The organism is Burkholderia sp. 22PA0099, from assembly GCF_047497165.1.
Taxonomy (GTDB): Bacteria; Pseudomonadota; Gammaproteobacteria; order Burkholderiales; family Burkholderiaceae; genus Burkholderia.
In genome coordinates this window covers 511,671-534,479 of record NZ_CP163164.1, presented here as the reverse complement: position 1 = coordinate 534,479, position 22,809 = coordinate 511,671, and the positions used below count along the sequence as shown (strand labels likewise).

At 69.4% G+C, this 22,809-nt stretch carries 20 protein-coding genes; 9 read left to right on the top strand and 11 right to left on the bottom strand.

Features of this window, described 5'->3' with window-relative positions; genetic code table 11:
- Positions 1 to 39: 39 nt before the first annotated feature.
- Positions 40 to 1,272, top strand: coding sequence for an efflux RND transporter periplasmic adaptor subunit (locus AB4851_RS02425; RefSeq protein ID WP_414448284.1), 1,233 nt, complete (start codon positions 40 to 42; stop codon positions 1,270 to 1,272).
- Positions 1,269 to 2,879, top strand: coding sequence for an efflux transporter outer membrane subunit (locus tag AB4851_RS02420; protein ID WP_414448283.1), 1,611 nt, complete (start codon positions 1,269 to 1,271; stop codon positions 2,877 to 2,879). Before AB4851_RS02425 ends, AB4851_RS02420 begins: the two co-directional genes overlap by 4 nt.
- Positions 2,880 to 3,137: 258 nt before the next feature.
- On the opposite strand, the gene AB4851_RS02415 is transcribed toward AB4851_RS02420, so the two are convergent.
- The 9 genes from AB4851_RS02415 to AB4851_RS02375 all read right to left on the bottom strand — a co-directional run bounded on the left by AB4851_RS02415 (position 3,138) and on the right by AB4851_RS02375 (position 12,085).
- Positions 3,138 to 4,328, bottom strand: a complete 1,191-nt coding sequence (locus AB4851_RS02415) for an NAD(P)/FAD-dependent oxidoreductase (protein ID WP_414448282.1) — start codon at positions 4,326 to 4,328, stop codon at positions 3,138 to 3,140.
- A gap of 119 nt (positions 4,329 to 4,447) precedes the next feature.
- A complete protein-coding gene (denD, locus tag AB4851_RS02410) occupies positions 4,448 to 5,419 on the bottom strand; it encodes a D-erythronate dehydrogenase (RefSeq protein ID WP_414448281.1) in 972 nt (323 codons plus the stop codon).
- Positions 5,420 to 5,468: 49 nt separating this feature from the next.
- Complete coding sequence (gene otnI / locus AB4851_RS02405) at positions 5,469 to 6,245, bottom strand: 2-oxo-tetronate isomerase (protein WP_414448280.1); 777 nt, start codon at positions 6,243 to 6,245, stop codon at positions 5,469 to 5,471.
- Between the two features lie 78 nt (positions 6,246 to 6,323).
- Positions 6,324 to 7,640 carry an MFS transporter gene (locus AB4851_RS02400; RefSeq protein ID WP_414448279.1) on the bottom strand — a complete coding sequence of 439 codons (1,317 nt, stop codon included), beginning with the start codon at positions 7,638 to 7,640 and terminating at the stop codon, positions 6,324 to 6,326.
- Between the two features lie 124 nt (positions 7,641 to 7,764).
- The gene (locus AB4851_RS02395; RefSeq protein WP_414448278.1) at positions 7,765 to 8,403 is read right to left on the bottom strand and encodes an aldolase; all 639 of its coding nucleotides are present in this window, start codon (positions 8,401 to 8,403) and stop codon (positions 7,765 to 7,767) included.
- The gene (gene otnK / locus AB4851_RS02390) at positions 8,400 to 9,698 is read right to left on the bottom strand and encodes a 3-oxo-tetronate kinase (RefSeq protein WP_414448277.1); all 1,299 of its coding nucleotides are present in this window, start codon (positions 9,696 to 9,698) and stop codon (positions 8,400 to 8,402) included. The genes AB4851_RS02395 and otnK overlap by 4 nt, the downstream gene beginning before the upstream one ends.
- A 13-nt stretch (positions 9,699 to 9,711) precedes the next feature.
- Entirely contained in the window at positions 9,712 to 10,602 is an 891-nt protein-coding gene (ltnD, locus tag AB4851_RS02385) for an L-threonate dehydrogenase (protein WP_414448276.1), read from the bottom strand.
- A 48-nt stretch (positions 10,603 to 10,650) separates the two neighbouring features.
- On the bottom strand, positions 10,651 to 11,355 hold the full coding sequence (locus AB4851_RS02380; protein WP_414448275.1) for a FadR/GntR family transcriptional regulator: 705 nt from the start codon (positions 11,353 to 11,355) through the stop codon (positions 10,651 to 10,653).
- Between the two features lie 205 nt (positions 11,356 to 11,560).
- Positions 11,561 to 12,085, bottom strand: coding sequence for an N-acetyltransferase family protein (locus tag AB4851_RS02375; protein WP_414448274.1), 525 nt, complete (start codon positions 12,083 to 12,085; stop codon positions 11,561 to 11,563).
- A gap of 36 nt (positions 12,086 to 12,121) precedes the next feature.
- Here AB4851_RS02375 and AB4851_RS02370 point away from each other — a divergent pair, with 36 nt between their 5' ends.
- The 6 genes from AB4851_RS02370 to ggt all read left to right on the top strand — a co-directional run bounded on the left by AB4851_RS02370 (position 12,122) and on the right by ggt (position 19,832).
- On the top strand, positions 12,122 to 12,691 hold the full coding sequence (locus AB4851_RS02370) for a helix-turn-helix domain-containing protein (protein WP_414441138.1): 570 nt from the start codon (positions 12,122 to 12,124) through the stop codon (positions 12,689 to 12,691).
- 356 nt (positions 12,692 to 13,047) lie between these two features.
- A complete protein-coding gene (locus tag AB4851_RS02365) occupies positions 13,048 to 14,124 on the top strand; it encodes an HlyD family secretion protein (protein ID WP_414448273.1) in 1,077 nt (358 codons plus the stop codon).
- Complete coding sequence (locus tag AB4851_RS02360; RefSeq protein ID WP_414441140.1) at positions 14,121 to 15,695, top strand: DHA2 family efflux MFS transporter permease subunit; 1,575 nt, start codon at positions 14,121 to 14,123, stop codon at positions 15,693 to 15,695. The genes AB4851_RS02365 and AB4851_RS02360 overlap by 4 nt, the downstream gene beginning before the upstream one ends.
- Before the next feature lie 14 nt (positions 15,696 to 15,709).
- Entirely contained in the window at positions 15,710 to 17,284 is a 1,575-nt protein-coding gene (locus AB4851_RS02355; RefSeq protein ID WP_414448272.1) for an efflux transporter outer membrane subunit, read from the top strand.
- 87 nt (positions 17,285 to 17,371) lie between these two features.
- A complete protein-coding gene (locus AB4851_RS02350; protein ID WP_414448271.1) occupies positions 17,372 to 17,992 on the top strand; it encodes a TetR/AcrR family transcriptional regulator in 621 nt (206 codons plus the stop codon).
- An 82-nt stretch (positions 17,993 to 18,074) separates the two neighbouring features.
- Positions 18,075 to 19,832: a gamma-glutamyltransferase gene (ggt, locus tag AB4851_RS02345; RefSeq protein WP_414448270.1), complete on the top strand. Its 1,758-nt coding sequence runs from the start codon at positions 18,075 to 18,077 to the stop codon at positions 19,830 to 19,832.
- 101 nt (positions 19,833 to 19,933) lie between these two features.
- Here the strand turns inward: ggt and AB4851_RS02340 are convergent, their stop codons facing one another.
- Positions 19,934 to 20,680, bottom strand: coding sequence for an SDR family NAD(P)-dependent oxidoreductase (locus tag AB4851_RS02340; RefSeq protein ID WP_414448269.1), 747 nt, complete (start codon positions 20,678 to 20,680; stop codon positions 19,934 to 19,936).
- 232 nt (positions 20,681 to 20,912) lie between these two features.
- Between AB4851_RS02340 and AB4851_RS02335 the strand changes: the two genes are divergently transcribed.
- A complete protein-coding gene (locus AB4851_RS02335; protein WP_414441145.1) occupies positions 20,913 to 21,308 on the top strand; it encodes a tautomerase in 396 nt (131 codons plus the stop codon).
- 60 nt (positions 21,309 to 21,368) lie between these two features.
- On the opposite strand, the gene AB4851_RS02330 is transcribed toward AB4851_RS02335, so the two are convergent.
- Complete coding sequence (locus AB4851_RS02330; protein ID WP_414448268.1) at positions 21,369 to 22,742, bottom strand: NAD-dependent succinate-semialdehyde dehydrogenase; 1,374 nt, start codon at positions 22,740 to 22,742, stop codon at positions 21,369 to 21,371.
- Positions 22,743 to 22,809: the final 67 nt, after the last annotated feature.

The window sequence follows — 22,809 nt, the reverse complement described above, 5'->3', positions numbered from 1 at the left end:
CGTTTCCTTCTTCTCATTGCATCCTAGCGAGGATTCGCCGTGCATTTCACGCCCCGCCAATCGAGGATCATCGGTACCGTCTTCCAGTCGTTGCTGGCGCTCTTCATCGTCGCGATCGCGGCCATCGCCGCCGCCTATATGTGGACGTATTACGAGCGCGATCCGCGCACGCGCGACGCCCATGTGCGCGCCGACGTGGTCAACGTGACGACCGACGTCAGCGGCCTGCTGACCGAGGTGAACGTGCACGGCAACGTGTTCGTGCATCGCGGCGACGTGCTGTTCCGCGTCGATCCGCAGCGCTTTCAGATCGCCGAGCAGAAGGCGCGCGCGAGCCTGGAGAGCGCCGAGGCGCAGCGCGTGTACGCCGGCCAGCAGGCCGCGCGCAACCGCGCGTTGCGCGGCGCGGTGTCCGAGCAGAGCGTCGAGCAATCCGATCAGGCGCTGCGCGGCGCGCAGGCGGCGGTGGATGAAGCGCGCGCGACGCTGGCCTCGGCGCGGCTCGATCTCGAACGCGCGACCGTGCGCGCGCCGTTCGACGGCATCGTGACCAACGCGACCCTGCATCCGGGGCGCTTCGTCAGCGCGGGCACTGGCATGCTGGCGCTGGTCAACGTGGCGTCGCTGCGCGTGGAGGGCTATTTCCAGGAAACGCGCATCTCGCGCATCCACGTGGGCGACCGGGCGCGGATCTGGCTGATGGGCGAGGGCGCGCCGCTCGACGGGCATGTGATCAGCGTGGTCGGCGCGATCCAGGATTCCGACACGGCGGCCGGCGCGGGCGCGCTGGTGCCATCGATCAATCCGAACTTCGCGTGGGTGCGGCTCGCGCAGCGCGTGCCGGTGTGGATCGCGTTCGACGATGTGCAGACGCATATCGACGCGCGCCTGATCAGCGGACGCACGGCTTCGGTGGCGATCCTCAAATCGGGCGACGCGCAAGCGAAGCCGGGCGCGCAGCCAAACGCATCGGGCAGCACCGCGCCCGAGCGGATGCCGGCGGGGGCGTCCGGGGCATCGGCTGCGGCGGCTGTCAACGCATCGGGGGCGTCGGCTGCATCGGGTGCTTCGGGCATGCCTGGTGCATCCATCGCATCCAGGGCAACGGCTGCATCCGGCGCTTCCGGCATGCCCGGCACATCCACTGCATCGGGGGCATTGGCTGCATCTGGTGTTTCCGGCATGTCAGGCACATCCACCGCATCCGGCGCATCGAGCCGATCCGGCCCATCCACCGCTTCCACCGCCTTGGCCGCGCGAGGGCAGCCATGAACCGCTTCATGACGCGCCTGCCGCGCGGCGTGCTGGCCGCGTCGTCGTTGTGCCTGACGATGAGCGCCTGCACGCTGTTCCATCCGCTCGGCCCCGATTACCGCGCACCCGAAGCGCCGGCCGCCGCGCAGCGGGCGCTTCCGGGCGTGCCCGCCGCCGCGTCGGGCGCCGATGTCGCCCCGGCCAGCGGCGCGCAGGCCGCCACGCCGCCCGCGCTCGGCCGCACCGCAGCCGGCGTGCCGCAAGCCGACCCGGCCACGCTCTACACGCCGGCCACCGTCCCCGACGACTGGTGGAAGCTGTACGCCGATCCCGACCTGAACGCGCTGGTGGAAGAAGCGCTGCGCGCCAATCTCGACTTGCGCCAGGCCGCCTCGACGCTGGCCGCCGCGCAAACGGCGCTCGACCAAGCCCGCGCGGCGTGGCTGCCGTCCACCAGCCTGTCGGCGAGCTACGCGCGCGAGCGCAACAACGTTTACGGCGCGTCGGGCCTGCATCGCTTCAATGCGGCCGGCATCAATCTCGGCGTGTCGTACGAGGTGGACCTGTTCGGCCGGATTCGCCGCGCGGTGGAAGAGGCCAGCGCGAGCTATGACGCGCAGACCTTCGCGTTCGCGGCCGCGCAGATCAAGCTCGTGGTGAACACCGTCGACGGCTATCTGCTCGCGTGCCAGGGCAACGCGGCGCTGGCCAACGCGCGCGATCAGCTCGGCGTCGCCGATCGCCAATATCAGCTCGTCGAGCGCCTGCATGCGCATGGCGCGGCGGCCGACGTGGACGTGTTGCAGGCGAAGGCGCAGCAGCAGGCGCAGGCCGCGACCATCCCGAACCTGGAGGCCAACCGCCAGGCGGCGCTGTATTCGCTGGCGGTGCTGCTCGGGCGCGGGCCGTCCGACGTGCCGCCCGCCGCCGAGCGCTGCACCGCGCCGCCGCGCATCGCGCACACGCTGCCGGTGGGCGACGGCCTGAGCCTGCTGCGCCGCCGCCCCGACGTGGCCGAGGCCGAGCGCCAGCTCGCCGCGCAGACGGCCGGCATCGGCGTGGCGATGGCCGCGCTGTATCCGCAGGTGTCGCTGGGCATCGGCGTGGGCGGCAAGGGCGCCACCGTGGCCGGCGCGTTCCAGTCGAGCGGACGCACCTGGCAGCTCGGGCCGCTGCTGCAATGGAACTTCCCGAACGTCGAGGTCGCGCTTGCGCAGGCGCGTGGCCAGCAGGCGAACGCCCGCGCGGCGCTGTCGCATTACGACTCGACCGTGCTGGTGGCGGTGAAGGAAACCGATACGGCGCTCGACGCCTACGCACACGCGCTCGAATACGACGCCGCGCTGGCCGATACCGAGCAAACCGATGTCGCGCTGCTGGCTGAAACCGAGCGGCTCTACAAACACGGCGCGGTGGCCTATCTGAACCTGCTCGATGCACAGCGCTCGCTGGTCAGCGTGCGGGCGCAGCGCGTGTCGGCGCAGGCCGGCGTGTCGCGCGCGCAGGTGGCGCTGTTCCAGGCGCTCGGCGGCGGCTGGAGCGATTCGGCCGCGCGCGCGAGCGAGGCGGATCGCGTCGCGCGCGAGCGTTTCGATGCGCAGATGAAGGGCACGGCGGCGCGCTGAACGGCGGCGGGGGCGTGTGTGCCGCGATGCCGCGTCAGGCCGTGTCGTCCCGCCGCATACGCGCGTCTCGATGCGCAGATGAAGGGCACGGCGGCGCGCTGAACGGCGGCGGGGGCGTGTGTGCCGCGATGCCGCGTCAGGCCGTGTCGTCCCGCCGCATGCGCGCGTCTCGATGCGCAGATGAGGGGCGCGGCGGCGCATTGAACGGCGGCCGAGGCATGCATCGCCGATGCCGCCTCGGATCACGTCACGCCGTATTTATTGCTCGGCGGGGAAGCGGATCGTCGCGATCGGCGAGAACTCGCTGGCGTCGTGGCCGATCAGGCGGTCGGGCGCGAAATCGGCCAGCAGCGCATCGCGGCGCCCGGCCACCAGCTCGTCGGCGATCAGCCGGCCGAGCAGCGGGCCGAGCGTCATGCCGCTGTGAGTGGCCGCCACGTAGGCGCGCCGCTTCGGCGTGACGAAGCCGATCGCCGGCAGCCCGTCGGCCGGCCGCGAGCGTTGCCCCACCACGATCCGCTCGATGCGCGCGCCGCCCGTGTTGCCGAACCAGCCGTGCAGGCGGTGCAGCAGTTCCCGGGCGATGTCGCTGTCGATCGCGGGCGGATTGGCCGGGTCGGCGTGATCGTCGAGATCGAGGGCCTGCAGCAGCAACCGGCCGCAGCCGTCGGGGCGCACGTTGAGATCCGGACCGATCAGGTTGCTGTGCAACTGCACCAGTTGCGGATCGGTCGAGGCCAGGAAGCCGCAGGCGATCCTGTCCTTGCGTTCGGCGTCCACCATCGCCAGGCCGATGCCGAGCGTGGCGGCCAGCCTGGCCGTCCAGCGGCCGGTGGCCAGCACGCAGGCGTCACCCGTCCAGCGCTCGCCGGACGACAGATCGAGCGTCACGCCGTCGTCGCGTTCGTCGATGGCGCGCACTTCGGTGTGCTCGTGCGCCACCGCGCCGGCGGCGCGCGCCTCGGCCCACAGATGCGCCATCAGGATCGACGGCGCGATCAGGCCTTCGGACGGGAAATGCCAGACGGGCGCCTGCTCGTCGGCCAGTTGCAGTTCGGGGATGCGCGCGCGCACGAACGCGGGCGAGACTTCCACCGCCGGATAGCCGAGCGCCTGCAGCTTGGCGGCGCGCTCGCCGAGCCGTTGCTGCTCGAGTGCGTCGCCGGCCCATTCGAACGTGCCGCAGGCGTCGAACCAGCGCGCCTCGGTGCGGCACTGCTGCTGCAGCGTCGCATGTTCCGCGATGCCGGCGCAGTTCAGCGCGTGATAGCTGACGGGGCTTTTGCCGTTGGAGTTGATCCAGGCGAAGCTGGTGCTGCTGGTGCCGCTGCCGAGGCGCTTCTGCTCGAAGACGGTCACGCCCGCGCCCAGCAGGGCCAGCGATCGTGCGATGGCGAGGCCGATGATGCCGCCGCCCACGACCGCGATACGGGGACGATGAGTTTGCATGATGGAAGCCCGGGAAGAGCGCGGCGGAACCTGTCGGCGCGTGCCCGCCGCTGCGTTCGATGGTCCGCTATCCTAACCGCTCGCCGCCCCTGGCGTCCTTTCGGGCGGCTTACCTCGCCTCAGCCCTGCTCGTCCTCGATATAAGCGCGAATCACGTCGGCGAACGCGGTATCGCCCACCAGCCCGAGCGATTCGGCTCGCGCCGTATCCCAGCGGCCCGGCCAGCTACCGACGATCGCCACCACGCGCGGATCGATCTCGTGGCGGATCTTCGCGACCGGCGCGTCGCCGGCCACTTCGCGCAGCGCATCGATCATCTCGCCCACGCTGACCGAAATGCCGGGCAGGTTGATCACGCGACGCTTGCCGAGCGCCGCGCCGTCGAGTTCGCAGCCGGCCACCAGCGCTTCCACCGCGCGGCGCGGCGACAGCAGCCAGAGGCGCGTGTCGAGCGGCACCGGGCACACCGCGTCTTCGCCGTTCAGCGGCTCGCGGATGATGCCGCTCGCGAACGACGACGCCGCCGCGTTCGGGCGGCCCGGGCGCACGCTGATGGTCGGCAGGCGCAGCACGCGGCCATCGACGAAGCCGCGCCGCGCGTAGTCGCACAGCAGCAGTTCGGCGATCGCCTTCTGCGCGCCGTACGACGATTGCGGGTTCAGGGCAGTCTCGTCGAGCACCACCTCGGGCAGCGCGCCGCCGTACACAGCCACCGAACTGGTGAACACCACGCGCGGCGTGTGGCCGAGCGCGCGGCACACGTCGAGCAGTGTGCGCGACGCATCCAGATTGATGCGCATGCCGAGTTCGAAATCGGCTTCGGCCTGGCCGCTGACGATCGCGGCCAAGTGGAAGATCGCGCCGGTTTGCGTATCGATCGCGCGTTCGAGCACGGCGCGATCGGAGATGTCGCCGACCAGCGTTTTCACGCGCGGGTCGTCGAAGCCGGCCGCTTCCACCACGTCGAGCAGCAGCAGTTCGTCGATGCGCTCGCGCGCGCCGTTCGGGCCGGCGAGTTCGCCGAGGGCCAGCAGTTGGGTGGCGAGGCGCTTGCCGAGGAAGCCGGCGCCGCCGGTGATCAGGACTTTCATGGGCGTGTCTTTCGTGTCGGGTGAGGTTGTGCGCTTGGGCGATGCATGCTTACAGGTACGGCCGCAGCCAGCCGAGGCCGTCGGACGTGCCGGCCTTCGGGCGGTATTCGCAGCCGATCCAGCCGTCATAGCCCAGCGCGTCGATCTGCTCGAACAGGTAGGGGTAGTTCAGTTCGCCGAGGTCCGGCTCGTGGCGGTCGGGCACGCCGGCGATCTGGATATGGCCGATGCCGGCGAAATCGCGCTTGAGCTTCATCGCGATGTCGCCCTCGACGATCTGGCAGTGATAGCAGTCGAACTGCACGCGCAGGTTCGGCGCGCCCACGTCATGGCAGATCGCCTGCGCGTCGTCCTGGCGGTTCAGGAAATAGCCGGGCATGTCGCGCGTGTTGATCGGCTCGATCACCACCAGCAGGCCGGCGGCGCGCGCGGCTTCGGCCGCGTAGGCCAGGTTGCGGACGTAGGTATCGCGATGGCGCGCGCGGTCGGCGTCGGCGGGCACCAGGCCGGCCATCACGTGCAGCTTGTCGTTGCCGATCGTGCGGGCGTAGTCGAGCGCGGTATCCACGGCGCGGCGGAATTCGTCCTCGCGGCCCGGCAGCGCGGCGAAACCGCGTTCGCCGGCGGCCCAGTCGCCCGGCGGCGCGTTGAACAGCGCCTGCACGAGGCCGGCGTCGCTCAGGCGCGCCTTCAGTTCGGCGGCGTCGAACTCGTAGGGAAACAGATACTCGACGGCCTTGAACCCGTCGCGCGCGGCGGCGGAGAAGCGCTCGAGGAACGGGTGCTCGGTGTACATCATCGAAAGATTCGCGGCGAAGCGTGGCATGGCGGCGGTTCCGTCAGGAGAGTGGAGCGGCGCCGCGCGGCAGGCCCGAAGGCATGCCGGCACGGCGGCGGCGAGGAATCAGCGGTTCACGAGTTTCGCGGGCGTCAGCCAGACGGCGAGCGCGCCGATCACCAGCATGCCGGCCAGCATGTACATGCCGGACGCCGTGCTGTGGGTGGCGTCGCGCAGATAGCCGATCAGGTAGGGGCTGGCGAAGCCCGCGAGGTTGCCGACCGAGTTGATGATGGCGATCCCGGCGGCGGCGGCGCTGCCCGCCATGAACGCGGTGGGCAGCGACCAGAACAGCGGCGCGCAGGTCAGCACGCCGCCGGCCGCGATCGACAGGAACACGATCGACACGGCGGTATTGTGCGGGAACAGCGCGGCCACGGCGAAGCCGATCGCACCCATCGTGGCGGGCACGATCAGGTGCCAGCGGCGTTCGCGGCGGCGGTCGGAGCTGTAGCCGAACAGGTTCATCACGACGATCGCCACCAGGAACGGGATGGCCGACAGCAGGCCGATCGTGAAGTTATCCTGAATACCGGTGGATTTCACGAGCGTGGGCATCCAGAACGTCAGGCCGTACTGGCCCGTCACGAAGCTGAAGTAGATCAGCGACATCCACCACATGCGCTTGTCGGCGAACACGGCACGCAGCGAATGCTTTTCCTTCGATTGCAGGTGCGGCTGCGCGGCGATGTCCTCATGCAGCACGGTCTTTTCGCGGGCGGTGAGCCACTTGGCGCGGTCGATGCCGTTGTCGAGATAGAACAGCGTCGCGATCCCCACCAGCACGGCCGGCACGGCTTCGAGCATGAACATCCATTGCCAGCCATGGAAGCCCGAGCCGCCGTGAAAGCGCCCCATGATCCAGCCCGACAGCGGGTTGCCGAAGATGCCCGAGACGGGAATCGCCGACATGAACACCGCGATCACCTTGGCGCGACGGTGCGACGGGAACCAGTACGTGAGGTAGAGGATCACGCCCGGGTAGAAACCGGCTTCGGCCAGACCGAGCAGGAAGCGCAGCGCGTAGAACTGAGCCGGCGTCTTGACGAACGCGAACAAGGCCGACAGCAGGCCCCACGTGATCATGATCCGCGCGATCCAGATCTTCGCGCCGATCTTGTGCATCAGCAGGTTGCTCGGCAGTTCGAACAAAAAGTAGCCGACGAAGAAGATGCCCGCACCGAGGCCGAACACCGTCTCGCTGAACGCGAGATCCTGCGACATCTGCAGCTTGGCGAAGCCGACGTTGACGCGGTCGAGGTAGGCCACCACGTAGCACAGCATCAGGAACGGCATGATGCGCCAGAAGACCTTCTTGTAGGTGCTATCGAGTTCGGTGGGGCTCGCCTGGGCGGCGGCCGGCGCGGCGGGATGCGGTGTCATGGTGTCGTCTCCGTGTGATGTCTGTCGCGCGCGATTCGGATCGCGAGTCGTTGGGCGGCGCGGCGGCGGGGGCGGGCTTGCGTGGGCCCGCCTGCCGCCGTTGCGCCGGGGCTTGCCAATCGGCTTACCAGCGCGCGCCGAAGGTGTTGCGCAGGTCGTCGAGCGCGGCCGCATCGAGCGGCGCGGGCTTCGGGTTCGTCATCAGCCAGAGCCGCGCGGTTTCCTCCAGCTCCTCCAGCACGGCCGACGCCTGTTCGACCGACGGCGCCCACACCACCGGGCCGAGCCGTTCGAGCAGCACGCCGCGCACGCGGTCGGCCAGCGCCGCGACCTCGGCCGCCACCGCCGGATCGCCGGGGCGGCGATAGGGGATCAGCGGAATATGGCCGACCTTCATCACGTAGTACGGCGTGATCGGCGGCAGCACGTCCTCTTGCTGCCACACGCCGGCGAGCGTCAGCGCCACCAGATGCGTGGAGTGCGTATGCACCACGCCGCGCGATTCGGGATTGCGTTCGTAGATGCCGCGATGCAGCGCCAGCGTTTTCGAGGCCTTGTCGCCCGACACCTGGTTGCCGCTCAGGTCGACCTTGGCGATGCGGGCCGGATCGAGCCGGCCGAGGCAGGCGTCGGTGGGCGTGATCAGCCAGCCGTCGTCGAGCCGCGCGCTGATGTTGCCGGCCGTGCCGACGGCGTGGCCGCGCGCGAACAGGCTCGCGCCCACTTCGCAAATGGTGTCGCGCAGGGTGCTTTCGTGGCTCATCCGAGCTGCTCCAGTTGCTTGAGGGCCTTGTCGAAGAAATCGACGGCGCCGAAATTGCCCGACTTCAGCGCCAGCGCGAACCGGCCGTCGAGGGTGGCCGTGCCCGGCACGCCCGGATCGATCTGCGCGCCGATCTGCAAGGCGCGTACGCCGAGCGCCTGCACCACCGAGCCCGAGGTTTCGCCGCCCGCCACCACGAAGCGGCGCACGCCGCGCGCCTGCAAGCCGCGCGCGATGGCGGCCAGCGTCAGCTCGACCAGCTCGCCGGCCGCTTCCACGCCGAGTTGCCGTTGCACCGCCTTCACTTCGTCGGGCGTGGCCGTCGCGTAGATCAGCACCGGCTCGGGCAGGTGCCGGTCGGCGAATTCGAGCGCGGCCACCGCCACCGCCTCGCCGCGCGCGACGGCGAGCGGATCGATGCGGAACGCCGGGCGCTGCGCCTCGCGCCAGTGCGCGACCTGCGCGTTGGTGGCCTTCGACGCGCTGCCGGCCAGCACCGCGGCCAGGCCGCCGATGCCGGGCAGCGCCGCCGCGTCGCCGCGTTCGGGCAGCAGCCCCGCGCGGCGGAAGTTGGCCGGCAGGCCGAGCGCGATGCCCGAGCCGCCCGTCACCAGCGCGTGATCGGCGCAGGCTTCGCCCACCACGTGCAGATCGGCGTCGGACAGCGCATCGGTGATCGCGAAGCGCACGCCGTCGGCGCGCAGCGCCGCGAACGCGTCGCGCACGGCTTGCGCGCCGCGCGCGATGGTGTCGTAACGCACCATGCCGACCTTCGACGGCGTTTGCGCCTGCAACACGCGCACCAGGTTCGCGTCCTTCATCGGCGTGAGCGGGTGGTTCTCCATGCCCGATTCGTTGAGCAGGCCGTCGCCCACGAACAGGTGGCCGCGATAGATGGTGCGGCCGTTTTCCGGGAACGCCGGGCAGGCGATCGCGAGCTGGTCCTGCGCGCCGAGCGCCTTGGCGAGCGCGTCGGCCACCGGGCCGATGTTGCCGGCGTCGGTCGAATCGAACGTCGAGCAGTATTTGAAATAGAACTGGCGGCAGCCTTGCGCGCGCAGCCAGGCGAGCGCCTCGAGCGATTGCGCGACGGCGTCGCCGGCGGCGATCGTGCGGGACTTCAGCGCGACGATGATCGCGTCGGCGTCGAGTGGCGTGCCGGCGTCGGGCACGCCGATCGTCTGCACGGTGCGCATGCCGCTCTTGACGAGCATGTTGGCGAGATCGGTGGCGCCGGTGAAATCGTCGGCGATGCAGCCGAGCAGAGGCCGCGTGGAGGTGTGGGATGCAGTCATGTCGAAGGTTCCGTCAACGGGCGCCCGGCAGCGTGATGCCGGGGAAGGTCTTGATCACGGCGGAATCGTCCTCGCCGCCGTGGCCGGCGCTCGACGCGCTCATGAACATCTGGTGCGCGGTGGCCGACAGCGGCAGCGGAAACTTGCTGCGGCGCGCGGTATCGAGCACGAGGCCGAGATCTTTGACGAAGATGTCGACCGCCGACAGCGGCGTGTAGTCGCCGTTCAGGATGTGCGGCACGCGGTTCTCGAACATCCACGAGTTGCCGGCGCTGTGCGTGATGACCTCGTACAGCGCATCCGGATCGACGCCTTCGCGCAGGCCCAGCGCCATCGCCTCGGCGGCCGCGGCGATATGCACGCCGGCCAGCAACTGGTTGATGATCTTGACCTTCGAGCCGGCGCCGTATTCGTGGCCGAGCCGGTAGACCTTGCCCGAGATGGCGGCCAGCACGTCTTCGCAGGCCGCGTAGGCGGCGGCGGGGCCGGACGTCATCATCGTCATTTCGCCCGAGGCCGCACGCGCGGCGCCGCCCGACACGGGCGCATCGAGCATCAGCAGGCCGGCCGCCTCGACGCGCGCGCCGAGCTGCACGGCGAACTCGGGCGAGACGGTGGCGCTCGAGATCACCACCGAGCCGGCGCGCATGGCCGGCACCGCGCCGTGTTCGCCGAACAGCACCGTTTCGGTTTGCGCGGCGTTGACCACCAGCGTGACCACCACCTCGCACTTCGCGCCCAGCTCGGCCGGGCTGGCGCAGCGCTGGCCGCCCTCGGCCGCGAAATCGGCGAGCACCTGCTCGCGCACGTCGCACGCGTGAACCGTGAAGCCGGCGCGCAGCAGCGAGCGGGCAACGCCCAACCCCATCGCGCCAAGACCGATGACGCCTATTTGTCGTGACATGGTGAACCTTCGTATGAACGGGAAGCGCCCGGCCTGGCCGGGCGGAAATCAGCGGATGCCGGCCTGGGCGAGACGCCGCGCGGCATTGACCATATGGGTGCGCGCCGCGTTGCTGGCGGCCAGCGCGTCGCCGGCGCGGATCGCGTCGACGATGGCGGCGTGTTCCTCGCGCACCTGGCGCGAGAAATCCTCGCGCGTGGCTTCGTTGCGGCGCGTGACCACCACGCCGGCTTCGAGGTACTGGTTCAGGAAGCTCAGGGTCTTGAGGAAATACGGGTTGCCGGTGACGGTGGCGATGGTGCGGTGGAACGCGATGTCTTCCGCCACGCCGTCGTGGCCTTCGGCCACGGCCGTGTCGATCTTCGCGAGCGCGGCGTCGATGCGGACCATGTCGGCGTCGGTGCGGCACTTGGCGGCCTCGGCCGCCACTTCGGCCTCGATCGCGCGGCGCACCGCCAGCAGATGCGCGAGCGAGCCCGATTCGACCGCTTCGGCGTAATCGATGCGCAGCGGCCGGATCGCGCCGTGCTGCGAGATGAACACGCCGCTGCCCTGGCGCGGCTCCACCACGCCTTCGTTCTTCAGGCGCGAGATCGCCTCGCGGATCACCGTGCGGCTCACGCCGAACTCCTGCGCCAGCACCGATTCCGTCGGCAGCTTGCCGGTGGCGGTGAAGCTGCCGATCTCGATTTGCTTGAGCAGTTGCTGCGCGACCGTATCGCTCATCGCGCGGGACGGGATTTTTTCGAACATGGACGGGCCGGGTTTGTCAGGTTATGTGGTCATCATACAAATTTTTGATTGGAGGGGGGCACTCGGGAATACCCGGGGCGATGGGGCGGAATGCGGGAAAGCCTTGCCGGGAGAGGATCGGCCGGGCGAAAGGGGCGAGGAAGGGAAGATGAGGCGTGCGGCCCTGCCGGTCAGGGCCGCACGGGCGGGCCGGGCCGCCCGGCGCTCAGGTGGTCGGCGAATCCGGCGTTGCCCGCGTATCCAGCGTCAACTGCATGAACGTCAGATCGAGCCACTTGCCGAACTTCATGCCCACTTGCCGCAGCGTGCCGGCGTTCTCGAAGCCGAGCTTTTCGTGCAGGCGGATCGAGCCGGTGTTGCCGGCCTCGATGCCGGCCACCATCGCGTGCTTGCCGATCGCGCGCGCGCGATCTATCAGCGCGATCATCAGCGTCTTGCCGAGGCCGTTGCCGCGCTGGTCGCCGCGCACGTAGATCGAATGCTCGACCGTGTGACGGTAGCCGTCGAACGCGCGCCAGTCGCCGAACGAGGCGTAGCCGAGCACCTGCTGCGCATCGTCCACGGCCACCAGCACCGGGTAGCCCACGCGGCGGCGGTCGCCGAGCCAGGCGGTGCGGTTGGCGGCATCCACGGCGGTCTCGTTCCAGATCGCCGTGGTATTCAGCACCGCGTCGTTGTAGATCGCCGTGATACCTTCGATGTCCTGCCAATCCGCGTCGCGAATTTCCATGCCAGCCTCCTTGGGCTGTCCACTAAATTAAAACGAGTGTACACCATAGTAGACGACATCGATCAACGAATCGGCGCCCGAATCCGCACCGAGCGCGAGAGCCGCGGCTGGTCGCTGACCAATCTGGCGGAGGCGTCGGGCGTGTCGCGCGCGATGATCCACAAGATCGAGCGCGGCGAGAGCAGCCCGACGGCCACCTCGCTGGCGAAGCTGGCGGGCGCGTTCAACCTGAGCATGTCGGCGCTGCTGGCGCTGGCCGAACTGGAGGAGGGGCGCTTGCTGCGGGTGGACGATCAGCCGGTGTGGGTCGATCCGCAAAGCGGCTATGTGCGCCGCCATGTGTCGCCGAAATCGGTGTCGCCGCTGAACCTCGTCGAAATCGACCTGCCGCCCGGCGCGGATATTCCGATGCCGGCCTCGGCCTATCAGCACATGCAGCAACTGATCTGGGTGCTCGACGGCACGCTGGTGTTCGTCGAGGGCGGCGAGCGCCACGAACTGCACGCTGGCGATTGCCTGGAAATCGGGCCGCCCAGCGATTGCGTGTTCCGCAACGACAGCGCCGCGAACTGCAAATACGCCGTGGTGCTGGTGCGCAAGGGCTGAACGCCGGCGGGCCTTGCCGTGCAGTGATGCGTGGCGAGACCCGCCGGTTCCCTGAAGCGCCGGGCGATCGGCCCAGCCAACTGAGCAGCGCCTTCGCGGCGGACACGCCGTTCGTCGGCGCCGCGTCCACACACCACCGACGCCGCCCCCGGCGCCGTCCGAATTCCTCCTACGATTGAACGATCACCCGCCCTTCGGGCCGGTTTGCCATCGTGCTTGCGCATTGAATGATGTACGTCATATCATGTTGAATGATGATCGTCATGCAATGACGACGCCAGCCATTCGCTACCGACCGGGGCCGTGCATCTCGCGTGCACGGCCCCGGTCGGCATCCCCGATTACAGGAGTCAAGCATGCAAGACAACAACGCCGCCGCCGGCGAGGCCGCGGCACCGCGCAAGCGCCGGATCATTCCTTTCGCGATCCTGACGATTGTGCTGATCGGGGCAGTGGGCTACGGCATCTATTGGTGGTTCAGCGGGCGCTTTTACGAATCGACCGACGACGCCTACGTGGGCGGCAACGTCACGGTGATCTCGCCGCGCGTGTCGGGCTACGTGGCGCGTGTGCTGGTGGAGGACAACGCGCTGGTGCACGCCGGCCAGCCGCTGATCGAACTCGATCCGGCCGATTTCACGGCGCGGCTCGACGCGGCACAGGCCGAGGTGGACGCCGCCAAGGCCGCGCTGACGCGGCTCGACGCGCAGCACGCGCTGATCGAGGCCGACATCGCCCAGGCGCAGGCGCAGGCCGACGTCGATCAGGCCGCGCAGCAGTTCGCGAGCCGCGACGCGCAGCGCTACGCGAACCTCGCCGAATCGCATTCGGGCACGCAGCAGGATTCGCAGCGCGCGCAAACCTCGCTCGACCAGGCCCGCGCCAAGGTGCGGGCGTCGGCGGCGGCGGTCAACGCGCAGCGCCGCCAGCTCGGCGTGATCGAGGCGCAGAAGGTGGAAGCGCAGGCGCGCATCGAGCAGGCCGGGGCCACGATGCGCAACGCCAAGTTGAATACGGGCTACACCACGCTGCTCGCGCCGGTCGACGGCTACGTGGGCAACCGCTCGGCGCATCCGGGCACGTTCGTGGCGGCCGGCACGCAACTGATGTCGCTGGTGCCGGCCAAGGGCCTGTGGGTCGATGCGAACTTCAAGGAAGACCAGATCCGCCACATGCAGCCCGGCCAGAAGGTCGAGATCGAGGCCGACGTCAACACCGGCCTGAAGATCGAAGGCCACGTGGCCAGCCTGGCGCCCGCCACCGGCTCGGTGTTCAGCGTGATTCCGGCACAGAACGCCACCGGCAACTTCACGAAGATCGTGCAGCGCGTGCCGGTGCGCATCACGCTCGATCCGGACGTGAGCGGAGTCGGCGCGCTGCGCGCCGGGCTGTCGGTGCAGGCGAGCGTCGATACCCGCTCGGAGCATCAATGACCGCCGCCGCCCGGGACGCGGCCGCGCCGTCCGATCCGTCCGTCTTGCCGTTCGCGATCATGTGCGTCGGCATGTTCGTCGCGCTGCTCGACATTCAGGTGGTGGCCGCCTCGCTGCAGGACATCGGCGGCGGCCTGTCGGCCGGCCAGGATCAGATCGGCTGGTTGCAGACGGCCTACCTGATCGCCGAGATCATCACGATTCCGCTGTCGGGCTGGCTCACGCGCGTGTTCTCGACGCGCTGGCTGTTCGTGGCGTCGGCGATCGGCTTCACGGTGGCCAGCATGTTGTGCGGGATGGCCTGGAGCATCGGCAGCATGATCCTGTTCCGCGCACTGCAGGGCATGCTCGGCGCGTCGATGATCCCCACCGTGTTCACCTCGTCGTTCCACTATTTCAGCGGCCCGCGGCGCGCGATGTCGGCGGCCGTGATCGGCACCATCGCCTCGGTCGCGCCCGCGCTCGGGCCGGTGATCGGCGGCTGGATCACCGACGTGATGTCGTGGCGCTGGATCTTCTACATCAACGTGGTGCCGGGCCTGCTGGTGGCGCTCGGGGTGGCGACGATGGTGGATATCGACGAGCCCGATCATTCGCTGCTCAAGGATGCCGACTACCTCGGCATCGCGCTGATGGCGGTGTTCCTCGGCCTGCTCGAATACGTGCTGGAGGAAGGCTCGCGCTGGAACTGGTTCGACGACGCCGACATCCGCCACGCGGCCTGGATCTCGGGCATCGCCGGGCTGCTGTTCGTGTGGCGCAGCCTCAGCTACGACAAGCCGGTGGTGGACCTGCGCGCGTTCACGAACCGCAACTTCACGGTGGGCTGCATCCTGTCGTTCATCACCGGCATCGGCATCTTCAGCACGATCTATCTGATGCCGCTGTTCCTCGGCTACGTGCGCGGCTACTCGGCGCTGCAGACCGGCACCGTGGTGTGCGCCACCGGCCTCGGCGGCCTGCTGGGCGTGCCGGTGTACATGGTGCTCGCGCGCCGCTTCGACACGCGCCACATCCTGATGGGCGCGCTCGCGATGTTCGGCCTGTCGATGCTGAGCTTCGCGCAGGTGACGAGCGACTGGGGCGGCGATCAACTGTTCTGGCCGCAGATCATCCGCGGCATCGCGCAGGTGCCGGCGGTGGCGCCGGCCGTCACGCTGGGGCTGGGCAGCCTGCCGATGGCGCGCGTGAAGTACGCCAGCGGGCTGTTCAACATGATGCGCAACCTCGGCGGCGCGGTGGGCATCGCGATCTGCGGCGCCATCCTCAACAACCGCACCAACTTTCACTTCGAACGGATCGCCAGCACGCTGACCAGCGGCAACGCCGCCATGCAGACGCTGATCGACGGCACCCAGGCGCGCTTCGGGCAGGCGTTCGGCGACACGGCCCACGCGGCCGGCGCGACGCTGCTGCAATTGCGCGGCCTGGCCTATCGCGAGGCCTCGACGATGGCCTACGCCGACGCGTTCCTCGTGGTCGGCGTGGCTTTCGTGATCGCCGTGGCGATGGTGCCGCTGCTGCGCAAGGTGGCGCCGCCGAAGCAGCCGAGCAGCGACGCAGGACACTGAACAGGGAATCGACAATGACGCATCTCATCCGTACCGGCCGCCGCGCGCTGCCGCGCCTGCCGCTGCCGCACGCGCTGGCCCCGGCCCTGCTGGCCACCCTGTTGCTGGCGGGCTGCATGGTCGGCCCCGACTACCATCGGCCCGAGGTCGCGATGGCCGAGCGCTACCACGCGGGCGACGGGCTCGCGGCGGTGTCCGGCGACAGCACGGCCGACCTCGCGCGCTGGTGGACCGGCTTCGACGATCCGGCGCTCACGCGCATCATCGATCGCGTGCTCGCGCAGAACCTCGACCTGGCCGCCGCCCAGGCGCGCGTCGTGCAGGCGCGCGCGGCGGCCGGCGAGGCGGCCACCGCCTGGCTGCCGCAGGGCAGCCTCGACGGCAGCATCGTCCACGAGCATCAATCGCTGGTCAGCCCGCTCGGCACCATCGTCAGCCAGTCGCCCGGCTATTCGCGCAACCTCACGCTCGAACAGATCGACGCCGGCGCGAGCTGGGAACTCGACCTGGCCGGCGGCCTGCATCGCCGCGCCGAAGCGCTGCGCGACGAGGCACAGGCGGCCGAGGCGGCGCGGCTCGGCACGCGCGTGTCGATCGCCGCCGAGGCGGCCGACGCGTACTTCCGCCTGCGCAGCGCGCAGGCCGCGATCGTGCTGCTGCGCGAACAGATCGACACCGATGGCGCGCTGGTGCGCGTGACCGAGGATCGTGTCCAACAGGGCGTGGCGCTCGACCGCGACCGCGACGACGCCGAGGCGCAACTGGCACAGGATCGCGCGCTGCTGCCGGGGCTGCTGACGCAGGCCGCGCAGCAACGCAACCGGCTCGACGTGCTGATGGGCGACGCGCCCGGCACCGACGCCGCCGCGCTCGGCGATGCGCCGCCCGCGATGGGCGTCGCGCCCGGCCTGCCCGGCAAGCTGCGCCCGGCCGACCTGCTGCGCCGCCGCCCCGACGTGATCGCCGCCGAGCGGCGGCTCGCCTCGGCCACGGCCGGGATCGGCGCGGCGCTGTCGCAGTATTACCCGGACGTGTCGCTGTCCGGCCTGCTCGGTTTCGACCGGCTCAACAACGGCAGCCTGTTCACGGCGCGCGCGTTCGAGCCGTCGGTGCTGGCCGGGCTGCATTGGCGGCTGTTCGACTTCGGCCGCGTGGATGACGAGGTGCGGCAGGCCAAGGGCGCGCGCGCCGAGGCGTTCGCGCAGTACCGGCAGTCGATCCTGCGCGCCAGCGAAGACGTCGAGAACGCGCTGGTGGCGCTGGCCGAATCCGACGAGAACGTCGAGCAGTGGCGCGCCGTGACGGGCGCCACCGGCCGCGCCGAGCAATCGGCGCAGCGCAGCTACACGCAGGGCACGGCCGCGCAGGGCGAGCTGCTGCACCGCCGTCGCGCGTTGCTGGAGGCGCGCCGGGCCTGGGTGCTGGCCAGCGGCGACCGCGCCCGTGCGACGGTGGCGGCCTACCGCGCGCTTGGCGGCGGCTGGTCGCCCGATGCCCCGGACGACGCGCAGGCCGCGTCGCCGGCCCCGGCTTCAACCCCGGCGGCAAGCGTGGCTTCGGCCACGCCGGCCCTGGCCGCGACGCCCTGAAACGGCGCGCATGCCGCCCCGTTTCGCGCAAGCGGAGGGGGCGGCGGCCATGGTATGTTGTCGCCTTAATTTTGCGAGGTGAGACGGATGCGATACAGCCCCGAGCACAAGCAGGAAAGCCGCAACCGCGTGCTGGAAGCCGCGGCCTGCGCGATCCGCGAGCAGGGTCCGGACAACGTCAGCGTGGCGGCCGTGATGGGCGAGGCCGGCCTCACGCACGGCGGGTTCTATGCGCACTTTCCGTCGAAGAACGCGCTGATCGCGGCCAGCATCGATTTCATGTTCGACCAGACGGCCGAGCGGCTCGACAAGCGCATGAACGGCAAGACGCCGCGCGACGGGCTGGTCAGCTATATCGACCACTATCTGTCGGAAGCGCATTGCCGCGCGCGCGACACCGGCTGCCCGATCGCGGCGCTCGGCTCGGACATCCCGCGCCTCGACGACGAGGCCCGCGCCGCCTTCGCGCGCGGCATGGAGCGCCAGCACCAGCGCATCGCCGCGCTGCTCGCGCAGTTGGGCTGGGACGACGCCGATGCGATGGCGCGCTCGATGCGCGCGGAACTGTTCGGCGCGCTGATGAGTGCGCGGCTGCTGGACGGCGCCGAGCGCAGCATGATTCTCGACACCTCGAAGCGCGTGCTGCTGCAGCGCTTTCATCTCGACGCGGCATCCGATTCGGCTTCGGCTTCTTCCCCGACGGCGTAAGCCGCCTTCATTGGCCACACGCCGGCGCATTTCGGGGTGTGCGCCGGCCGCATTCGATCCCATCCCCTGGAGCGATCGCGACATGCGGCGACTTCTTCTGCTGGCCACCGCGTTGACGGTGTCGGTGTATGCCACGGCGCAGGCGGCCTCGCTGCCGGCCGTCGAGGCGCAACACGCGATGGTGGTGTCCTCGCAGCATCTGGCCTCCGAGATCGGCGTGCAGATTCTCAAGCAGGGCGGCAACGCCGTCGATGCGGCCGTGGCGGTGGGCTACGCGCAGGCCGTCACCAACCCGTGCTGCGGCAACATCGGCGGCGGCGGTTTCATGACGCTGCACCTGGCCGATGGCCGCGACCGCTTCATCAATTTCCGCGAGAAGGCGCCGGCCGCCGCGTCCGCCAACATGTATCTCGACGCCGACGGCAACGTGAAGCCCGGCGAAAGCCTGTACGGCTATCGCGCGGTCGGCGTGCCGGGCACCGTGGCCGGGCTGAACCTGGCCGAGCGCGAATACGGCAAGCTCACGCTCGCGCAGGTCATGGCGCCCGCCATCCGGCTCGCGCGCGACGGTTTCGTGCTGACGCGCGGCGACACCGACATCCTCGATACCAAGACCGAGCGTTTCCGCGCCGACCCGGACGCCGCGCGCATCTTCCTGCGCCCCGACGGCTCGCCGTGGCAGCCCGGTGACCGGCTGGTGCAGAAGGACCTGGCGCGCACGCTGGCGCAGATCGCGCGGCACGGCGACGACGCGTTCTATCGCGGCGCGATTCCGCAGGCCGTCGAGGCCGCCGCCAAGCGCGGCAACGGCGTGATCGCCGCCGGCGATTTCGCCGCGTACCGCGCCGAGGACACCGAGCCGCTCAAGTGCAGCTATCGCGGCTACACGTTCATCTCGGCGCCGCCGCCCAGTTCGGGCGGCGTCACGCTGTGCGAGACGCTGAACATCCTCGAAGGCTACGACATGCGCGCGCTCGGCTTCCATTCGGCCGCCGCCGTGCACGTCATGACCGAGGCGATGCGCCATGCCTATCTCGACCGCAACACGCTGCTCGGCGATCCGCATTTCATCGACAACCCCATCGCGCGCCTGACCGGCAAGGATTACGCGGCCGAGCTGCGCAAGGTGATCCCGGACGACCGCGCCGCCACGTCGAAGGACGTGATCCCCGGCTTCAGCGTGCACGAGAAGCCCGAGACGACCCATTACTCGATCGTCGACGCCGACGGCAACGCGGTGTCCACCACGTACACCATCAACGGCCTGTTCGGCGCGGTGGTGATCGCGCCGGGCACCGGCTTCTTCCTCAACGACGAGATGGACGATTTCACCGTCAAGGTCGGCGTGCAGAACCTGTTCGGGCTGGTGCAGGGCACGCGCAACGCGATTGCGCCGGGCAAGCGGCCGCTGTCGTCGATGGCGCCGACGGTGGTGACCAAGGACGGCAAGGTGTTCATGGTGGTGGGTTCGCCGGGCGGCTCGCGGATCATCACGATCACGCTGGAAACCGCGCTGAACGTGATCGACTACGGGATGGCGCCGCAGGCGGCCGTCGATGCGCCGCGCATCCATCATCAATGGCTGCCCGACGAGATCGACTACGAAACGCAGGGGCTGTCGCCCGATACGCTCGCGATCCTGCGCAAGATGGGCTACAAGCTGGTCGAGCAAACCCCTTGGGGCGCGGCCGAACTGGTGCTGGTGGGGCTGCCCGGCACCGAGGCGGCGGACCGGGCCAGCTCCGGCAACGATGCGTCGGTGTCGGGGCGCGTGCGCACCGGGTTCGTGTACGGTGCGAACGATCCGCGCCGGCCGGCGGGGGCGGCGGTGGGGTATTGAGCGACGGCGCTGGCGCGCCGTTGTGTTGATCCGCTGATTGAACGGGCCGGGGCCGCTTGCATGCCGCCCCGGCCCGTTTGCGTTTACGGTCGGATCAACGTTCAGATTTGCGCGACGCCGCCGTCCACGAAGATCTCGCTGCCCGTCACGAAGCTGCTGCGATCCGACGCCAGGAACGCCACCACGTTCGCCACTTCGTCGTCACGGCCGGTTCTGCCGAGCGGCGCGAGTTGGGCGGCGTAGTCGAAGAACCCGCTGCGCTGCTCCTCGCTGAGGCCCGTCTTGTCGTGGCCCGGCGTTTCGATCACGCCGGGGCTGACGACGTTGATGCGGATGTCGCGTCCCTTCAGCTCCGAGGCCCAGGTGCGCGCGAACGAGCGCACCGCCGCCTTGGTCGCGCTGTAGATGCTCCAGTTGCCGAAGCCCTTGCTGCCGACGATCGACGAGGTGAGGATGATCGAGCCGCCCGGCTGCATCAACGGCAATGCTTTCTGCACGGTCCAGATCACGCCCTTGACGTTGGTGTTCAGCAGCGCGTCGATATGTTCGTCGGTCAGGCTGCCGAGCGGCGCGAACGCCGCGAAGCCGGCGTTCGCGAACACGATGTCGAGGCGCCCGTGCCGCGCCCGGATCTGCTCGTAGAGCGCATCGACATCGGCCGGGTTCGCCACGTCGCCCTGCACCGGCGTGGCCGCGTCGCCAAGCGTCGCCGCGGCCGCCTTCAACTCGTCGAGCCGGCGGCCCGTCAGATACACATGCGCGCCTTCCGCGATCAGCGCCCGGGCCGTCGCCAGGCCAATACCCGAACTGCCGCCCGTCACGAGCGCGATTTTGCCGTCGAGAGTCATCGGTGAATCTCCTTCGAGAGGTTTTGATTGAGGGCTCAAGTATATGGGTGAATCTGTTGAAGGCTCAAGTATTTCGTCGAGGCGCGGCCATTCGGCAGCCGAGAGCCGGGCATGGCCGGAATTCACGGTGGATTCGTCATTGGGCGGGGCGGGTGGCGGGTGCCAGAATCGAGCCCTGGCACCCGGCCGCAGGCGCGGCCCGCCGCCCCATTTTTCTGGAGTGTTGAACGCTATGCCTTACCTGCAATTGGATGTGAACGACCACTACCCCGCGGACGTCAAGCAGCGCCTCGCGGCCGCGATGAGCGAAACCTATGCCCGCATGATGTCGGTCGATATCCGGCGCATCAGCGTCGCGATTCGCGAGCTGGGCGCGGGCGGCGTCTGGCGCATCGCCGAGGCTGGCGAGGCGCCGGTGCCTGTCTCGGTGATGATGCTCGACATCCGCAAGGGCCGGCCGCCCGAGCAGCGCATGGAGGTCGCGAAGGCGCTGTGCGCGCACTGCGTGGAGATCCTCGGCGTGCCGGAAAACCGCCTCAACGTCGAATTCACCCAGCACACCGGCGACGAGATGTATCACCCGGCGCTCGGCGGCTACAGCCCCGATTGGGCGCCCGGCGAGCAGTAAGCCGAGGCAGGGCGCCCGGCGCAGCGGCGTGGCCGCCGCGCCGGGCGCGCGCTACCGGTTTCAGGCGTGCGCGACCAGCACCAGCTTCTGGTTCACGAACTCCTTGATGCCGAGTTCGGACAGCTCGCGACCGTAACCCGAGCGCTTCACGCCGCCGAACGGCAGTTCGGGCGCCGTGCTGGAGAACGTGTTGATCCACACCGCGCCGGTTTCGATCCGCGCCGCCAGCGACTTGGCGCGTTCGATGTCGCGCGAGAACACCACGCCCGACAGGCCATAGTTCGAATCGTTGGCCAGCTCCACGATTTCGTCGTCGCTCTTGACCACGTAGATCTGCGCGACCGGGCCGAAGAATTCCTCGAAGTACGCCGGGTTGTTCCGGCTCACGTCGGTCAGGATGGTCGGCTCGAAGAAGTTGCCCGGTTGGTCGAGCGCATGGCCGCCGTAGTGGAGCGTGGCGCCGTTCGCCACGGCCGCCTCGACCTGCCTGACCAGCCCATCGCGTGCGCCGGCCGACGACAGCGGCCCGAGCGTGGTGGCTTCGTCGAACGGGTCGCCGATCTTCACGGCCTGGAACGCGGCGGTCAGCTTGCTCAGGAAGGCCTGCGCCACTTCCTCGCGCACCAGGAAGCGCTTCGCGCCGATGCATTCCTGCCCGGCCACATGCAGGCGCGAGAACGTGCCGATCTCGACGGCCTTGTCGAGATCGCTGTCTTCCAGCACCACGAACACGTCGTTGCCGCCCATCTCCAGCGTGGTCTTCTTCAGATGCTTGCCGGCGGTGGCGGCGATCGAGCTGCCCGCGCCTTCCGAGCCGGTCATCGCGGCGCCTTGCACGCGCGGGTCGGCAATCAGCTTGCCGACCTGATCGGCCGTGATGAACAGGTTGGTCCAGGCCCCGGCGGGCGCGCCGGCTTCATGCACGAGCGCCTCGAACACGCTGGCGCAGTGCGGCACGATGCTGGCGTGCTTGGCGACGATCGGGTTGCCGGCGGCGAAATTCGGCGCGAGCACGCGCATCAATTGATAGAACGGGAAATTCCACGGCTCGACGGCCAGCAGCACGCCCACCGGATGATGTTCGATCCAGGCGTCGCCCTGGTCGGTCTGGATGCCGACCGGCGCGAGGAAGCGCTCGGCGTTGTTGGCGTAATAGCGGGCGATCTGCGCCACGATCTGCACTTCGCCGCGGCTTTCGCCAATCAGCTTGCCCATTTCGGCGGTGATGATCCGGGCCAGTTCCTCGACGCGCGAGTCGATCAGGTCGGCCAGCTTGTGCAGCACCGCGACGCGCGGCTGGATCGGGCCTTTCGACCATGCGGACTTGTAGAGCCGATGCGCGGTGGCCAGCGCCGCTTCCACATCGGCATCGGTGTGATTGGGCCAGGTCTTGATCAGTTCGTTGGTGCTGGGGTTGATGGTTTGGTAAGCCATGACATGCTCCGCTTGGGTGAATGCGCTGCAACGCGCGATTGGATTGCACAACTAACTATTAGAGAGT

Bases quoted from the DNA above. Each gene is read 5' to 3' on its own strand.
- AB4851_RS02420 (WP_414448283.1), top strand. From the start codon at position 1,269: ATGAACCGCTTCATGACGCGCCTGCCGCGCGGCGTGCTGGCCGCGTCG.
- AB4851_RS02415 (WP_414448282.1), bottom strand. From the start codon at position 4,328: ATGCAAACTCATCGTCCCCGTATCGCGGTCGTGGGCGGCGGCATCATC.
- denD (WP_414448281.1), bottom strand. From the start codon at position 5,419: ATGAAAGTCCTGATCACCGGCGGCGCCGGCTTCCTCGGCAAGCGCCTC.
- otnI (WP_414448280.1), bottom strand. From the start codon at position 6,245: ATGCCACGCTTCGCCGCGAATCTTTCGATGATGTACACCGAGCACCCG.
- AB4851_RS02400 (WP_414448279.1), bottom strand. From the start codon at position 7,640: ATGACACCGCATCCCGCCGCGCCGGCCGCCGCCCAGGCGAGCCCCACC.
- AB4851_RS02395 (WP_414448278.1), bottom strand. From the start codon at position 8,403: ATGAGCCACGAAAGCACCCTGCGCGACACCATTTGCGAAGTGGGCGCG.
- otnK (WP_414448277.1), bottom strand. From the start codon at position 9,698: ATGACTGCATCCCACACCTCCACGCGGCCTCTGCTCGGCTGCATCGCC.
- ltnD (WP_414448276.1), bottom strand. From the start codon at position 10,602: ATGTCACGACAAATAGGCGTCATCGGTCTTGGCGCGATGGGGTTGGGC.
- AB4851_RS02380 (WP_414448275.1), bottom strand. From the start codon at position 11,355: ATGTTCGAAAAAATCCCGTCCCGCGCGATGAGCGATACGGTCGCGCAG.
- AB4851_RS02375 (WP_414448274.1), bottom strand. From the start codon at position 12,085: ATGGAAATTCGCGACGCGGATTGGCAGGACATCGAAGGTATCACGGCG.
- AB4851_RS02365 (WP_414448273.1), top strand. From the start codon at position 13,048: ATGCAAGACAACAACGCCGCCGCCGGCGAGGCCGCGGCACCGCGCAAG.
- AB4851_RS02360 (WP_414441140.1), top strand. From the start codon at position 14,121: ATGACCGCCGCCGCCCGGGACGCGGCCGCGCCGTCCGATCCGTCCGTC.
- AB4851_RS02355 (WP_414448272.1), top strand. From the start codon at position 15,710: ATGACGCATCTCATCCGTACCGGCCGCCGCGCGCTGCCGCGCCTGCCG.
- AB4851_RS02350 (WP_414448271.1), top strand. From the start codon at position 17,372: ATGCGATACAGCCCCGAGCACAAGCAGGAAAGCCGCAACCGCGTGCTG.
- ggt (WP_414448270.1), top strand. From the start codon at position 18,075: ATGCGGCGACTTCTTCTGCTGGCCACCGCGTTGACGGTGTCGGTGTAT.
- AB4851_RS02340 (WP_414448269.1), bottom strand. From the start codon at position 20,680: ATGACTCTCGACGGCAAAATCGCGCTCGTGACGGGCGGCAGTTCGGGT.
- AB4851_RS02335 (WP_414441145.1), top strand. From the start codon at position 20,913: ATGCCTTACCTGCAATTGGATGTGAACGACCACTACCCCGCGGACGTC.
- AB4851_RS02330 (WP_414448268.1), bottom strand. From the start codon at position 22,742: ATGGCTTACCAAACCATCAACCCCAGCACCAACGAACTGATCAAGACC.